The following is a 15409-nucleotide window of genomic DNA, read 5'->3' as shown; positions in this document are numbered from 1 at the left end:
TTTAAATCCTGCCAAGTCGTTGGAGTTTGGCAGGCTTTTGTAGTGTTTTACTAAATTAATGTTCTATCATTAATCTTTCCAAATATAACTACCTCTCTTTTTTTTAAAGTTTTTCCCTTTCTACCTCGAACTTTAAGTTGCTGTTTTTCTAGTCTAATTTTTTGTCTAGTTAATTCCTGAGCTATTAATTCCTGAGTCCGGCTTTCAATTTTAATTTGGCTTTCTATTGGCTGTTCTTTAATTTTTTCTCTTAGGCTTTTACCCATTCGTCTTACCTTCCTCTTTTAGTTTTTGAAGATGACTTTTGTACCGGGCATCAGCCTTTTGAATTAAGTGTTTATAAAAAAGTTTTTGGCTAACGCCGGATTTGTCACCTGCTACCAATAAAATGGCTTGTCTCAATGGGTCAAAAGCAAATGCCACACGCCAAACACCACCAAAAGCTGAGAATCGTAGCTCTTTCATGTTTACGTACTTTGACCCTTTGAGTGTATCAACATGAGGACGCTTTGCTTATGGGCCAAACTTTTCTAAAACCTGAGCCGTAGCAAGCAACTCATTTTTTACTTCTTGAGGTAGAGCATCGAACTCAGACTCGAAATCATCATGAAACTCAACTTGCCATTCCACTAATTTATTATGGTTAAAATGTCATGCATTTTCAAGACTATTATCGATTGACACTCTCAGCACTAAGATTATAGCTACTGACCCCTCATCTCCCCTATCTCCCTCACTTCCCACTTCCCTCACCATGAAACAAGAATTTTGAGCAATACTGGTACAAGAAGGATTACTTACACAAAATTCCAAAATGAAAATTCAACCTAGTGATAAGCCTTTGCTAGAGTGGGCAGGCGATAGTTTGGCAATTGGATTATTTGAAGATGCAGTAGAGTTAACCGGAGAATTGGCAACTTTAGATCAAAAATTTTCCGGTGTCTTAAAAGAACTAATTGCTGAAGAAGAATTTAAAGGTAAAGCCAACAGTACCATCTTCACCCGTGTGAATGCTGGTAGCCCAGTGCGGAAATTGATTCTGGTAGGTTTGGGTAAACCAGATGCACTAAAACTCGACACTTTGCGCCGCGCTGCTGCTGCTGTAGCTAGGGTAGGAAAAAAGCAAAAAAGCAAAATTTTGGGATTTAGTTTTCCATTGTGGAACAACGATCCTGCCGCAAGTGCCCAAGCGATCGCAGAAGGTGTCGAATTAGCACTTTACCAAGATATTCGCTTTAAATCAGAACCAGAAGATAAAGGTTCACAAATAGAAACCGTAGATTTACTAGGGTTCGGTGGACAAGAAGCAGCCATCACCCGCGCCAGTCAAATCGTTTCCGGAGTGAACTTGGCACGGCAATTAGTAGCAGCACCAGCCAACGCTGTAACACCAATTACATTGGCAGAAACTGCTCAAGCGATCGCTAACGAGCACGGTTTACAAATACAAATTCTGGAACGAGAAGACTGCGAAAAGTTAGGCATGGGTGCTTTTTTGGGAGTAGCCCAAGCTTCCGATTTGCCACCGAAATTCATTCACCTAACTTACAAACCAGAAGGTACACCCAAAAAGAAACTAGCAATTATTGGCAAAGGTTTAACCTTCGACTCCGGCGGACTCAATATTAAAGGTGCGGGTAGCGGCATCGAAACCATGAAAATTGATATGGGCGGTGCGGCTGCAACCTTAGGCGCAGCAAAAGCAATTGCTCAACTCAAGCCAGATTCAGAAGTTCACTTTATCTCGGCGGCGACTGAGAACATGATTAGCGGTCACGCCATGCGCCCAGGAGACATTCTCACAGCATCAAACGGCAAAACAATCGAAGTGAACAACACCGACGCTGAAGGACGTTTGACCCTAGCAGATGCCTTGGTTTATACCGACAAATTGGGCTTGGATGCGATCGTTGATTTAGCCACCCTAACCGGTGCTAACGTCATTGCCTTGGGTGAAGATATTGCTGGTTTGTACACTCCCGATGATGCTGTAGCTTCCCAAATCGAGAAAGCTGCTGAAACTTCAGGGGAAAAGATTTGGCGGATGCCAATGGAAGAAAAATATTTTGAAGGGCTAAAGTCTGGTATAGCGGACATGAAAAATACAGGCCCGCGTCCGGGTGGTGCAATTACCGCTGCCCTTTTCCTCAAGCAATTCGTCAAAGAAACCCCTTGGGCGCACATAGATATTGCAGGCCCAGTGTGGACAGATAAAGAAAATGGCTACAACGGCGCAGGGGCAACTGGCTACGGCGTTCGGACGCTAGTTAACTGGGTACTGGGAGCTGGAGAGTAGGGAGTAGAGGGGCAGGGAGCAGGGGGAAAATTCCTTCCCTCTGCCTCTGCTCTGCACTGTTCTCCCTACCCCTCTGCCTCTGCTCTGCACTGTTCCCCCTGCCCCTCTGCCCCTCTGCCCCCTGCCCCCTGTCCCCCTGCCTCTTCTCTATATCCAAATTCGTGCTATCTTGAGCTTGCCAGCAAAAATTGTTGCAATAGTAACAGAAGTAATTTGGCAATCAGAAAGTTAAGCTTTTTGGGCAGAGCCATCTGGTAAAATTTGTAAGGTTTCTAGAAGCTGTGAGCAATGGGATCGACTCGTGTAAGGATCGCAATTGACGCAATGGGAGGGGATCACGCACCCGGTGAAATCGTTGCTGGCGCACTGCGAGCACGAGAAGAATTGGGTGTAGATGTATTACTGGTTGGCGATCCCCAACAAATAGAAGCTGCCTTGCCACCAAAAACAAATTTAGGGCAGGTGGAGATTGTGACTGCTGAGGAAGCGATCGCTATGGATGAGGAGCCTTTAAATGCAGTTAGACGCAAACGCAAGGCTTCTATCAATGTGGCGATGGATTTAGTCAAGCAGCAAAAGGCAGATGCCGTATTTTCTGCCGGTCACTCTGGGGCAGCGATGGCATCTGCTTTGCTCCGCTTAGGACGATTGCCGGGAATTGACCGCCCAGCCATTGGGACTGTTTTTCCAACGATTATTGCTGGTAAGCCAGTGCTGGTACTTGATGTGGGCGCGAATGTAGATTGCCGTCCCAAGTTTTTAGAGCAGTTTGGCGTTATGGGATCGGCTTACAGTCAGTATGTCTTGGGTACAACTGAACCGAAGGTGGGTTTGCTAAATATCGGTGAAGAAGACTCTAAAGGCAATGATGCAGCCGTCCGCGCCCACCAACTGCTCCGCGATAATTCCCAAATTAATTTTATTGGCAATGCTGAAGGGCGTGATGTGCTTTCTGGTCGCTTTGATGTGATTGTCTGCGATGGCTTTGTAGGCAATGTATTACTAAAATTTGCCGAAGCAGTCGGAGAAGTGATTCTGCAAATTCTGCGGGAAGAATTACCCCAAGGATTGCACGGTCAAATCGGTTCAGCACTCTTAAAACCAAACCTGAAGCGGATTAAGCAGCGGATGGATCACGCAGAACACGGTGGCGCTTTGCTGTTAGGCGTGGCAGGGGTCTGTTTTATCGGTCACGGTAGCTCCCAAGCTCCTTCAATTTTTAATGCAATTCGCATGGCAAAAGAAGCTGTTGATAACGAGGTGCTACAACGAATTCAGTCCCAATATATCCTAGAGCGCGAGAGCGGTTAGTCATTAGTCATTAGTCATTAGTCATTGGTCATTTGTAAAGGACAACGACAAAGGACAAATGACAGAAGACAACTGACAAAGGACAAATGACAAGGGACAAAAAGCTGATAGCTGGGGAGATTAGGAGTGCAAAACTTAGGCATAGCAATTACCGGAAGCGGCTCGGCAGTACCAGCAACTTCCCTACACAACCAGACATTGAGTGAAGTAGTTGAAACATCAGATGAGTGGATAAGTTCAAGGACGGGAATTCGTCAACGGCGATTAGCCCTACCGTCTGAGTCCTTGAGCGTACTCGCTACTGCCGCCAGCCGTCAGGCGATCGCAGCTTCGGGAATTAGACCAGAAGACCTAGACCTGATTCTGCTAGCGACTTCCACCCCTGATGATTTGTTTGGTACTGCTTGTAAAGTACAGGCCCAATTGGGAGCCAGCAACGCAGTAGCCTTTGACTTGACTGCTGCCTGCTCTGGCTTTGTGTTTGGTCTGGTTACAGCAGCCCAATATATTAGAACAGGTGCCTATAAAAATGTACTTTTGATAGGGGCAGACATTCTCTCTCGGTGGGTAGATTGGCAAGATCGGCGCACTTGTGTGTTGTTTGGTGATGGTGCCGGGGCAGTAGTATTGCAAGCTGACAAAAGCGATCGCTTATTGGGATTTGCACTTAAAAGTGATGGCACTCAAAACCATCACCTCAACCTTGCATATACAGCTGCTTCCGAAGAACTCCTCCCCGGTGTAAAGATCGCTAAAGGCACTTATCAACCTATTACTATGAACGGCAAAGAAGTCTACCGCTTTGCTGTCCAAAAAGTGCCAGAAATTATTGACAAAGCCTTGTTTCAAGCCAACCTCAGTGTTGACCAAATAGATTGGCTGCTGTTGCATCAAGCCAATCAGCGGATTATCGATGCCGTTGCCCAACGCCTGAATGTACCAGAACATAAAGTTATCAGTAATCTCGCCCAGTACGGCAATACCTCTGCTGCTTCCATCCCCTTAGCTTTAGATGAAGCAGTACGACAAGGCAAAATTAAACCCAATGACATCGTTGCTGCATCCGGCTTTGGTGCCGGTCTTACCTGGGGCGCGGCAATTTTTAAATGGGGAAGGTAAATATTTTGTCCTTTGTCATTAGTCATTTTTCCCTTGTTATTCACTAATGACCAATGACAAATGACCAATGACAAATGACCACTGACCGCTGACTATTGACAAATGACAAAAACTGCATGGGTGTTTCCCGGACAAGGTTCTCAAGCGCTGGGAATGGGAATAGATTTATTAGATATACCCTCCGCTAAAGACAAATTTGCCCAAGCCGAGGAAATTTTGGGCTGGTCTGTAACAGATATCTGTCAAAACGAAGAAGTAAAGTTATCACAGACGCTATACACCCAGCCAATTCTTTATGTGGTAGAAAGCATTCTGGCCGATCTTCTCCGAGAACGAGGACATCAGCCAGATTTAGTTGCGGGCCACAGTTTGGGAGAATATTCTGCCCTTTATGTAGCGGGTGTCTTTGAGTGGTCGGCTGGTTTATATCTAGTAAAGCGTCGTGCAGAACTCATGGATAGTGCCGTCGGTGGGATGATGGCGGCTTTGATGAACTTTGACCGCGAACAGTTGGAAAAAGTTATTGCTCAAACGCCGGATGTGGTGCTAGCAAATGACAATAGTTCGGCTCAGGTGGTAATTTCAGGCACGACTGAGGCTGTACAAGCGGTAATGACTCAAGTTAAAGCAAAGCGTGCTATTCCGCTAAAAGTTTCTGGAGCATTTCACTCACATTTAATTGCACCCGCAGCTGCGGAATTTCAAGATATTTTAGAATCTGTAGAATTTCAGCCAGCTACTGTGCCAGTATTGTCTAATGTCGAACCAATCCCGTCTATTGATGCCGAGATTTTAAAGCAACGCCTGAATAAACAAATGACTGGTTCTGTAAGATGGCGAGAAATTTCTCTGCAATTACCAGCCAACGGCATTCAGCAAGTAATAGAAATTGGGCCTGGTAAAGTGCTAACTGGTTTAATTAAACGTATTAGCCCTGACTTAATATTAAAAAATATCCAGAGTGCTGCTGATTTGCCTGATTAATTCTTTATCAGGACTCGATAAATTCTCATCAAGCTATGAAGTTAGCTTGTATAGGTAGGGTTACGACAAATTCTGTGCCCAATCCTTGCGTGGAATTACAATCAAGTTTACCTTGATGTAGTTCAGTCACAATTTGATAGCTGATAGATAAACCCAATCCAGATCCTTTACCCACATCTTTAGTCGTGAAAAAGGGGTCAAATAATCTTGTTAGAGTTGTTTCTGGAACTCCAAGACCATTATCTGCGATCGCAATCTTGATTTGGTTTTCAGATACCAAGCAAGTATGAATCCAAATTGTATTGGGATATGAAGCAATCTCTGTAGGCGTGCGGTGCTGATTTGCATCTTCTAACGCATCAATCGCATTAGACAGAATATTCATAAATACCTGATTTAGTTGTCCGGGGTAGCAGATAATCAAAGGCAAGTTACCATAGTTTTTTACCACTTCTATTGCTAGGCACTTTGGTTGATCTTTCAGACGATGTTGCAAAATTAATAACGTACTATTAATGCCCTCATGAATATCAACCGCTTTAAATTCAGCTTCATCTAAACGGGAGAAATTGCGGAGCGATCGCACAATTTCGCTAATGCGATTAGTGCCAATTTTCATCGAAGACAGCATCTTGGGCAGATCGCCTCGAATGAATTCCAGATCCAATTCTTTAGCCTCAGCTTGAATTTCAGCGACTGGATTGGGATAGTGATACTGATACAGTTGAATAAATTCCAACAAATCTTGGGCGTAATTCTGTATATGGGTGAGGTTGCCGTGAATGAAGTTGACAGGATTATTAATCTCATGTGCCACACCTGCCACCAATTGCCCCAGGGCTGACATTTTTTCACTCTGGATCATCTGGGTTTGAGTCCGACGTAGTTCTTCAAGTGTCTTTTGTAACGTTGTTGTTCGCTCCTCAACCCGTAGCTCTAACGCATTGTTTACCTGTTCTAGTTGAATGAAAGAAGTCTTTAACTGACTTGCCATACTGTTGAAAGAACTAGCAAGTCCTCCCAGTTCATCCTGTCGGGTGGTATCAAGAGCGATCGCAAAATCACCGTTAGCAAGTTGGTTACTAGCGGCGATTAATTGCTGGAGGGGTTTAGCGATTTCTTGGTGCAACACCGACAAGAGCAACAACACTTCAACCAGCAGTGCTACTGCACCGGAAATTAAGATAAATTGAGCCGTATCCCATGCTGCTCCCGATAGCAGTGATTTCGGATAGACTGTGACAAAATACCAGTCTGGGCCTTGTAAGCGAGTCACTGCTAAGTATTCACGGTCTTGGCTATTTTCCAGGACGTGGGTTTTGGGTTTAGCGGTTGTCACTAGCTGAAAAATGCGGTTGAGATGGGGATCGTTAATCGCATCGATTTTCAGTTGACCCTGAGCTTGCTGAATTTCCGCACTGCGCTGGGGGTCGACAATTAAACGACCGTCTGAGCGAAAAATTAGATTGTAAGTGCCCGGTAATTGATCCTGGATCGTATGCTCCATCAGATCGGTTAAGACCACATCATGTCCTACAATGCCCAGGAAGCGATCGCCATCATAAACAGGTACACTTGCCGAAATCATCCAGACTTTAACACTGAGATCGAGATAAACACCTGTCCACTTCGGCGATCGAGACGGGTTATGTTGAGGATCGGCAATATAGAAAAATTCCTCTTTCGGCATATAGAAATCAGGCGGTGTCTCTAACAAGATCGGCATACCTTTCCAATAGGTTGTCGTTGCATTTTCTCGTCTCACAAAATAAGTATCAACAAACTGATTAGACCAAGCAGATCCGTAGGCACTAATCAGCGTGTTAGCCGTTAGTAGTTGCTGCTTTAGTTCTTTAGTAATTTGCACATTTTGACCAATGAACGATCCAGCATATCGAGTAGAATCAAAGTCTTTGCGCGGTCGATTTTGGGGAAAATTGCGTTTAGTACCATCGTTCCAGGAAAAATATTGCCGCTCAAATTCAGCCTGGAAATCATTAGTGGGTTGCTTGAATTCCTGCAAAAGGCGATCGCGCAGCAAAGTGAGGTTATCCTCTGCAAGTTTAAAGATGTTGCTTTCATACTGTCCTCGATCGCTGATGTACTTTTCTAGCTGGACTTGGGTCTGGGCTTCCAAGCGGGACATGACATGGATATAGCTCACCCCAGCAGAGACGAGTACCACCACCGTTACTCGCAATGCCATATTGATTAGTGTTTTGTAGGTAAGTGAGGTAGGGCGATTCTTAACGAAACGGACAAACCTAAAAAGCAACTGTTTCTGAAGTGTTTGTCTAAATTGGGTAAGCATAGAGTAGCAGAGATAAGTGGCTGAAGATTTCCTGAAAGTTTTTGTAGATATACAGACGGATATGCTACATCGGTAGCTCGATCGCAAATTCAGTACCTTCGCCTGGTCTAGAATCTACTCGATCGCTCATCCATGTTTTTTTATGTTTGCCAAGCGCTCCGCTAACCCCAATCCCGTTCCTTTATCCACACCTTTTGTAGCAAATAAATGGTCAAATATCTTGTGTTAGATTGATTCATTCCCTAGCCAACCGAAAAGAGTCAAAAATCATACCGGAATTGCAATTACAAATTCTGTACCCTTACCCATAACTGAGTTAACGCTCAATTTTCCGCCGTGGGTTTCTTCAACGATTTGCCGAGCGATCGCCAACCCCAATCCTGTACCTTTACCAACTGCTTTGGTAGTATATAAGTGGTCGAATATACGGGTTTTCACTCCTTCGGGCATACCGGGGCCATTGTCAGCGATCGCAATTTTTACCCAATCTCCCTGTACTTTCGTCCCAATATTAATCCGATTGAGATTAGTTTGAATTTCGGCAAAACAGCATCCAGAATTAGACTCATCTAGCGCATCAATGGCATTTGCCAGAATATTCATAAATACCTGATTGATCTGTCCGGGGAAACAAAAAACTTCTGGAAGTTGACCGTAGTCGGTGACGACTTCGATGGCGGGACGATGTTCGTTAGCTTTGAGACGATGGCGCAGAATTAATACAGTGCTATCAATACCATCATGCAGATTAAAAGCTTGCTTGGTATTGCTGTCGGCACGAGAGAAAATACGAAGACTTTGGCTGATAGAGGTGATGCGATCGGCTCCATCTTTCATGGCGCGAATTAGTTTCGGTAAATCTTCTCGAATGTAATCTAGATCGAGCGCTTCCAGTTCGTCTTCAATTTCCGCACCGGGTTGAGGGAATTTTCTGCCGTAGAGATCGATGATGCCTAACAAGTCATGAATATAATCCTGTGCCGCATTGACATTGCCGACAATGCTGCCGATGGGATTATTGATTTCGTGGGCAACCCCGGCGACCAGATTGCCGAGGGCAGACATTTTTTCGTTTTGAATCAGTTGCAGTTGCGAAGCTTGTAGTTCTGCTGCTTTTTGGGCAACTTGTGCTGCGAGGGTTTGGGTGAGGAGAGACAGTTGCAAATGGGTACTGACTCGTGCTAGAACCTCTTTTTCATAGAAGGGTTTTACTATATAGTCTACGGCTCCTAGTTCCAATGCCTTGACTTTGCTCTCAGTATCTGAAAGGGCAGTCATAAAAATGATCGGAATACGGCAGGTGCGGACATTGGCCTTGAGCCGTCGGCAGGTTTCAAATCCATCGATTCCAGGCATCATCACATCTAGTAAAATCAGGTCGGGAAGGCGGCGTTCGACCTGTTGTAGTGCGCGATCGCCACTGATAGCGATCGCCACATCAAAGCCCGCATCGCCCAGCGTCTCTGAAACCACCTCTAGGTTGGTGGGCGTATCATCAACAATTAAAACTAAACCTGTAATCGTGGATATTGGAGGTATATGTTTCATATTGGAAAAGAGTAGTAGACGATAATTAGAACCAGCACAGGCAAAACAAACACTTTCTTTCCCTATTCCCTACTCACTACTTCCCGTCTTTCTTCCAAGAGATACTGCTGAATAAATTGTTCTAGTTGTTCGCTTTGGAATTGTTTTGCAAGTTGGACGATCTTTTGACTAAAAGCTTGGTAGCGATCGCTCTGTTGCTCAAGTTCTTCTGCTGCTGCGATGAGCTTCTTTAATCGCCCTTCTTGAACGAGTTCTAACCAAGCCTGGAGATCGGCTAGGGGGGGTGGAATTAATTCTGTCGGTTGCTGCCGATCTGAGGATTTATCTGGGATGTCTTCAGTTTTCCAAGTCAGTTCGAGATGTTTTTCTAGAACTCCAAATAAATCATTCACTTGCACAGGTTTGGTGAGGAAATCATCGCCGCCGGCATCAATACTCATTTGTTGATCGATTTGAGCGACGGAGGCAGAAGAGACAATGATTTTGAGCGAACGCAGTTGTTCATTTTTGCGAATCTGTCGCAGCATTTCAAAACCATCCATTACGGGCATAGCTAAGTCAGTAATGACTAAATCGGGGAGATGTTGCTGGAGTTGATCTAAGCCCGCTTGTCCATGTTCTGCTTCGGTGATGATGAAGCCTAGAGGCTCTAGGAGATTGAGCAAGACGGCGCGATTTTCCCAGCGATCGTCTACGACTAAAATATGGCGCTGTGGGCCTTCGTAGCCAATAATGTTACCCACGGATGCCGTCTGCTGTTGACTCCAGTCAGTTGCTAAGGGGAGGACGATCTCGAAGGAGAACTCACTACCGACACCAGGCTGACTCTTGACCTGAATCTGTCCACCCATTAACTGCACAAGCTGCTGGCTAATGGCTAATCCTAGCCCCGTTCCTTCTACTTTCCGCTTCTGCTCCCCCACTTGTTCAAATGTTTGGAAGAGTTTGTTGATATCTGCTGGCGCAATACCCACGCCAGTATCGGCAATGGTAAAGCAAAGTTGGGCAGTGCGTAGGCGTAGCCCGTCGTAGACATCGGACTCAACCACAATTCTTTTAACTTGTAGGGTAACACTGCCGCGATCGGTAAACTTAATGGCGTTACCAAGTAGGTTAATCAACACTTGGCGCAGACGTTTTTCATCCGCAGTAATACCTACGGGTAAATCAGCATTAGGTTGGTAGTGAAACTCAATGCTTTTTTGCTGCGCCCGAATATGGCAAATTTCGACAACGCCTTGCAGAAAAGACGGCAAGTGGAAAGCTTGGGGGGCAAGTTCGAGTTTACGGGCTTCGATTTTGGAGAGATCGAGGATGTCGTTAATCAGTGTTAGCAGATGAGAGCCACACTGGTGGATGATGTTGACTCCCTGACGTTCTTTGCCCCCCAAGCTTTTGGAGCGTCCAAGAATTTGGGCATAGCCCAGAATCCCATTCAACGGTGTACGAAGTTCGTGGCTTATGTTGGCAAGAAATTCACTCTTGGCACTGTTGGCACTGTCAGCAATTTCTTTGGCTGCATCCGCTAAGAGTTTTGATTGTTTCAGTTGGGCTTGTTCAGCAGATTGGACATAAACCAACACCCCAATCAGTGTTCCCGCCAAGGCTAAGATTGCCAGAGCGATGGTATCTAAAAGCTTTAGTTGAGATTCAATATTTTCACGGGGAATGACGAGTGCTACTGACCAGTTAGCTTCTTTTAGAGGGAGAAACGCAACATATTTTTTAGTTTTGTCAAGGGTTACTAATTCAATACCCTGTTGCCGATGTACCATCTTTTGAGCGATCGCCGCTAAACCTGGATCTTCGGAATCGGTTAATTTCATCCCAGGCTTTTCGATTGTGGTCATGAAGGCTGGGTTAGGATGGATAATTGCCTGTCCTGTGGAGTTGAGAGTAAAAGCATAGCTATCCTTCCCGTATTTTAGTGTCTCAATGACATACTTGACGCGATCGACAGCAACGTTCCCATGCACTACACCTATTGGAGAACTTAATGAATTTCCATCTCTGCGGATGGGAGCCGAGATTGCTACTGATGACACTCCATTCGCTCTGGCAATCATGGGATCGCCTACATAGATATGTCCTAACATCGACCTTTGAAACCAGGGGCGATCGCGGACATTTCCCCGCTTACTGTTCTCTACAGTACTATCGCGCCATCCATCTTTTGTTGTTAAAGCAAAGAGTGAAAAATCTTCAATTCGCTGGTGTTCCGCCTTCAAATATTTACTGGCGATCGACCAATCCACTGAGCGCACTACGTCTGTGTTTGCCAGCATTTCAACTCTAACTTTTAGACTTGCTAGCCAGCGATCGATCTCATGTGCGCTATGTTCCACCTCTGACAGAGCATTATGCTTGAGATTTTCTAGCATCATGCTTCGCACGGTCTGATAGCTTAAATAAGCACCTACAACTACAAATAAGGTAGTGCCACCCACAATTACTTTAGCTAACAGGCTGCGTGAAGGTCTAACAGGTTTTGTGTGGAGGGATGAGGGCGAATCGTAGGCAGGTTTTTTAGCTGATTGGAAAGACTGCCAGAACGAGAGGGCGGACATAGATATCTGTAATAAATTGAAGATTTATAATTTATGATGCCCATCTGTTCAGGAAGATTACCAAGATGGGTTCACCGAGCGATTTTCTCAACAATCATCCACGAGTCAACCCCTCGATTCATTCTGCCTGTTTGTTATGGTGATAAATAGCTGAGTGTCCCTTCTAATACATTTGGACTCATCAGCGTTTGAGTTTCTTGTGGCAGTAAAGATGCAATACTAAAGTCAATTAATTTAACTTGTTTGGTTTCGGGATTAATTAAAATATTGGCGGGTTTGATATTTTTATGAATAATGCGATCGCGATAGAGTATATCTGAGGTATTGCAGAGTGCGATGTCTACGACGGGCTACGCCTACGCAATTCTTAAAAACTCTTGTAGAAAAGCGGTATGTCGCGTCTGCTCAGAGGTGAAATAATATTTAAGAGAAATCCCGCCAAAATCTTCCATCACCAATGCATAGCCATTTTGATCCGGTTCCAAACTGTAGGTTTGAATGATTAGAGGTGAGTTGATATTTTTAGCTATGGTGTAGTGATTACGAAACGATAAGAGTTCGCCCAAACTCGGATAAGGATTTTTCAGCAATTTAATCACTACAGGTAATAAGTCAGTTTCTCTATAACCGCGATACACCAGGGTTCGAGAACCGTTGTAGAGTTGTTCGCTAACCTTGTATCCAAGAATACTGACTGTAGCGATCGCCATACTGCTAAATCCTAAAGATTTCTAGATTTAGTTTTCCCAGATGGGTGAAGCAATTCATCTCTACGGCTTTTTGCGTTTGATCTAGGCGTTGCGATCGCTTATGCTAAATTCAGTTTGATTTGCATTATCTTCTGTGGACAAAAACCGCGAACCGTTTATCAGTCTGGCACTTTACCACGCCTTTAAATGGTCAGTCGTCAGCCCCATGCTTCACACTTACTTTCGGGGCCAGATTTATGGTACGGAAAATGTCCCCCAATCAGGGCCGTTGTTGATAGTGAGTAATCACGCTAGTTACTTTGACCCGCCCATTGTCTCTAATTGTGTACGTCGTCCTGTGGCGTACATGGCTAAGGAAGAGTTATTTAATATTCCCATTTTGGCGCAAGCGATTAAATTGTACGGTGCTTATCCGGTGAGTCGGGGAAATGCCGATCGCAATGCCATCCGTTCCGCCCTAAAATATCTCGATAACGGTTGGGCTGTCGGTGTTTTCTTGCAAGGTACTCGCACCCCAGATGGTCGAATTACAGACCCCAAAAGAGGCGCACTGCTGCTGGCGGCGAAAGCAAAAGCCCCAATATTGCCGGTGAGTGTCTGGGGTACTGAGGGGATTTTACAAAAAGGCTCGTCCCTACCTCGCGCAGTTCCCATTACTGTGAGAATTGGTAACTTAATTGATGCTCCCAGTTCCAGTAATAAAGAGGAATTGGAAGCGTTGACACAAAAGTGTACCAAAGTAATTAACGAGATGCATGATTTAGGAAGATAAGGTAGACAAGCAAGAGATATATGCTTTAGGGAGGTAGCAATCGCGTCCTTAGCCTCTGTATGTTTAATCTCAATGTGCTCTAGCTATGAAGTTTAACTTTATGCTTAAATGCAGCTACTAGGCAAATCTACTTCAATTTCACCCTAAACAGCATATGAGCGGCTTGGAAGCCAAGAATTTTTGGGAACGATTAAATAATCTGGCGTTAGTCCGCTTCTTGCTTTTAATTGCTTCTGGCTGGGCAATTGTACAACTTTTAGCTTACTTTGAAGCGGTCATTGTTATTTTTACATTTGCGGCAATTTTAGCTTTTTTACTCAGCTATCCTGTACAATGGCTGCGGCATTTTTTGCCACACAGCGTAGCTGTTGGTGTCGTTTTCTTGTTCAGCATTGTGATTATTGGGAGTCTGATAATTACCGTCGGCTTAACGGTTTTATCTCAAGGACAACAATTAATTGACAGTCTAACTGGCTTTGTAAATTCTTTAATCCCTTTATTAGAGCAGCTAGAAGGGCTTTTGCGAAGCCGGAATTTGCAGATAAATTTAAGTTTCATTCAAGAACAATTGCGAAACCAAGCTATATCTAGTCTTGTTACTAGCTTGGCTGTTTTACAAGGATTTATGACGAATTTCCTGACATTTATATTGATTGCAGTTGTGGCTTTCTTTATGTTACTAGATGGAGACAAGCTGTGGAATTTTACCATAAAAATAGTACCAAAACACCGACGCAATAGATTTACAAAGATAATCAGACGCTCCTTTCTTGGATTTTTTAGAGGTCAGTTGTTATTAAGTGCATTTCTCACAAGTACAACTTTTTTAATATTTTTAATATTAAAAGTACCTTTTGCTTTGATATTGTCAGTGATAGTCGGAATTCTTGATATCATTCCTGGTATAGGAGCGACATTAGGAGTAAGCACAGTTACTCTATTTGTGTTGTCTCAAGGTGTTTGGTTAGCATTGAAAGTATTGATAGCTTGTATTGTCCTCCAGCAGATACAAGACAACTTGATTTCGCCTCGAATTATGCAAGATGCACTGAATCTTAATCCTGTAGTAATATTCTTCGCTTTGCTAGTAGGCGCTAAAGTAGCAGGTTTACTAGGAGTTTTTATATCTATTCCCATCGCTGGAGTAATTGTATCTTTATTTGAAATTGATGAGATGAAAGCAGAGGTTTAGAGACGCGATGAATTTTAGAGACGCGATGAATTGCGTCTGTACAAAAGTTGGAAGTAGAGACGCGATTCATCGCGTCTGTAGTAATTAATGTAAAATAGTTTCTTAGCCAATACAAATTGAGGAATGATGTCGGATTTAAGAGCGGAATTGACAGAAATTCTGGATGAGGCAGAGTGGGAGTGGCTAATTCCTCATGTACAACGAGATGCAGTAATTTTGGTGGCGCTTGAGCTAAACTTGGTGGATGTTGGAGTAGCGATCGCCAGTGATAACATCCCATCAGTGGAACAGTGGATTGATAAACAATTGATTGCCAAACCCACGACAGTACAAGTGGGAGAATGGAATGGCGATCGCACTAAACGATTTAATACTCTCATCGTTCAGCCTTACGTTCTGGCGCAAGAAATAGTTGCTGCTTAATCGGTTTTTGTAGCATTTCGATCGGAGTTAGAGCCTACAAAAATGTTTATGTAGTATAAAATACATCAATGTATAAGAAGGCAGAGGGTGAATATACCTCTTAACCATTGACTAAAGCAAAATTTTCTCCTTAAAGATTTAGCCATCTAGGAGCTAGAATTGTTACGATAATTTCA

General features: G+C 44.1%; 11 protein-coding genes and 2 pseudogenes. 7 read left to right on the top strand and 6 right to left on the bottom strand.

The genetic code is table 11. The features are described from left to right. Window positions 1-50 precede the first annotated feature (50 nt). Together V7L01_RS30925 and V7L01_RS30920 are read right to left on the bottom strand one after the other, a co-directional pair. Window positions 51-266 (bottom strand): hypothetical protein, encoded by a 216-nt coding sequence (locus tag V7L01_RS30925; RefSeq protein WP_335041738.1) that lies wholly within the window; start codon window positions 264-266, stop codon window positions 51-53. Beyond that, window positions 259-630, bottom strand: a pseudogene (locus tag V7L01_RS30920) (type II toxin-antitoxin system RelE/ParE family toxin). The gene V7L01_RS30925 and the pseudogene V7L01_RS30920 overlap by 8 nt, the downstream one beginning before the upstream one ends. A gap of 184 nt (window positions 631-814) precedes the next feature. On the opposite strand from V7L01_RS30920, the gene V7L01_RS30915 reads away from it, so the two are divergent. The 4 genes from V7L01_RS30915 (at window position 815) to fabD (ending at window position 5710) form a co-directional block, all read left to right on the top strand. Next, window positions 815-2296 (top strand): leucyl aminopeptidase, encoded by a 1482-nt coding sequence (locus V7L01_RS30915; RefSeq protein ID WP_335041736.1) that lies wholly within the window; start codon window positions 815-817, stop codon window positions 2294-2296. A 288-nt stretch (window positions 2297-2584) separates the two neighbouring features. Further along, the gene (gene plsX / locus V7L01_RS30910) at window positions 2585-3607 is read left to right on the top strand and encodes a phosphate acyltransferase PlsX (protein WP_335041734.1); all 1023 of its coding nucleotides are present in this window, start codon (window positions 2585-2587) and stop codon (window positions 3605-3607) included. Between the two features lie 126 nt (window positions 3608-3733). Beyond that, window positions 3734-4726 carry a beta-ketoacyl-ACP synthase III gene (locus V7L01_RS30905; RefSeq protein WP_335041732.1) on the top strand — a complete coding sequence of 331 codons (993 nt, stop codon included), beginning with the start codon at window positions 3734-3736 and terminating at the stop codon, window positions 4724-4726. Between the two features lie 102 nt (window positions 4727-4828). Then, a complete protein-coding gene (fabD, locus tag V7L01_RS30900) occupies window positions 4829-5710 on the top strand; it encodes an ACP S-malonyltransferase (RefSeq protein WP_335041730.1) in 882 nt (293 codons plus the stop codon). Window positions 5711-5738: 28 nt separating this feature from the next. Here the strand turns inward: fabD and V7L01_RS30895 are convergent, their stop codons facing one another. From V7L01_RS30895 to V7L01_RS30880, 4 genes and pseudogenes are all read right to left on the bottom strand, one after another. Next, window positions 5739-7916, bottom strand: a complete 2178-nt coding sequence (locus tag V7L01_RS30895) for an ATP-binding protein (RefSeq protein ID WP_335041728.1) — start codon at window positions 7914-7916, stop codon at window positions 5739-5741. A 372-nt stretch (window positions 7917-8288) separates the two neighbouring features. Continuing rightward, on the bottom strand, window positions 8289-9569 hold the full coding sequence (locus V7L01_RS30890) for a sensor histidine kinase (protein WP_335041726.1): 1281 nt from the start codon (window positions 9567-9569) through the stop codon (window positions 8289-8291). A gap of 62 nt (window positions 9570-9631) precedes the next feature. After that, window positions 9632-12136, bottom strand: coding sequence for a hybrid sensor histidine kinase/response regulator (locus V7L01_RS30885; RefSeq protein ID WP_335041724.1), 2505 nt, complete (start codon window positions 12134-12136; stop codon window positions 9632-9634). A gap of 137 nt (window positions 12137-12273) precedes the next feature. Next, window positions 12274-12846, bottom strand: a pseudogene (locus tag V7L01_RS30880) (serine/threonine protein kinase); the annotation flags it as partial. Window positions 12847-12979: 133 nt separating this feature from the next. Between V7L01_RS30880 and V7L01_RS30875 the strand changes: the two are divergent. The 3 genes from V7L01_RS30875 to V7L01_RS30865 all read left to right on the top strand — a co-directional run bounded on the left by V7L01_RS30875 (window position 12980) and on the right by V7L01_RS30865 (window position 15233). Beyond that, window positions 12980-13618, top strand: coding sequence for a lysophospholipid acyltransferase family protein (locus V7L01_RS30875; RefSeq protein ID WP_335041722.1), 639 nt, complete (start codon window positions 12980-12982; stop codon window positions 13616-13618). A gap of 154 nt (window positions 13619-13772) precedes the next feature. Then, entirely contained in the window at window positions 13773-14810 is a 1038-nt protein-coding gene (locus V7L01_RS30870; RefSeq protein ID WP_335041720.1) for an AI-2E family transporter, read from the top strand. 126 nt (window positions 14811-14936) lie between these two features. Beyond that, a complete protein-coding gene (locus V7L01_RS30865) occupies window positions 14937-15233 on the top strand; it encodes a DUF2288 domain-containing protein (RefSeq protein ID WP_322717676.1) in 297 nt (98 codons plus the stop codon). Window positions 15234-15409 lie beyond the last annotated feature (176 nt).

Origin of the sequence: Nostoc sp., assembly GCF_036917095.1 — a bacterium.
GTDB lineage: Bacteria > Cyanobacteriota > Cyanobacteriia > Cyanobacteriales > Nostocaceae > Nostoc.
This window is presented reverse-complemented; position numbering and strand designations above follow the sequence as displayed.

Coding starts and splice junctions, on each gene's coding strand:
- V7L01_RS30895 (WP_335041728.1), bottom strand. CDS start 7,916: ATGGCATTGCGAGTAACGGTGGTGGTACTCGTCTCTGCTGGGGTGAGC.
- V7L01_RS30890 (WP_335041726.1), bottom strand. CDS start 9,569: ATGAAACATATACCTCCAATATCCACGATTACAGGTTTAGTTTTAATT.
- V7L01_RS30885 (WP_335041724.1), bottom strand. CDS start 12,136: ATGTCCGCCCTCTCGTTCTGGCAGTCTTTCCAATCAGCTAAAAAACCT.
- V7L01_RS30925 (WP_335041738.1), bottom strand. CDS start 266: ATGGGTAAAAGCCTAAGAGAAAAAATTAAAGAACAGCCAATAGAAAGC.
- V7L01_RS30870 (WP_335041720.1), top strand. CDS start 13,773: ATGAGCGGCTTGGAAGCCAAGAATTTTTGGGAACGATTAAATAATCTG.
- V7L01_RS30865 (WP_322717676.1), top strand. CDS start 14,937: ATGTCGGATTTAAGAGCGGAATTGACAGAAATTCTGGATGAGGCAGAG.
- fabD (WP_335041730.1), top strand. CDS start 4,829: ATGACAAAAACTGCATGGGTGTTTCCCGGACAAGGTTCTCAAGCGCTG.
- V7L01_RS30915 (WP_335041736.1), top strand. CDS start 815: ATGAAAATTCAACCTAGTGATAAGCCTTTGCTAGAGTGGGCAGGCGAT.
- plsX (WP_335041734.1), top strand. CDS start 2,585: ATGGGATCGACTCGTGTAAGGATCGCAATTGACGCAATGGGAGGGGAT.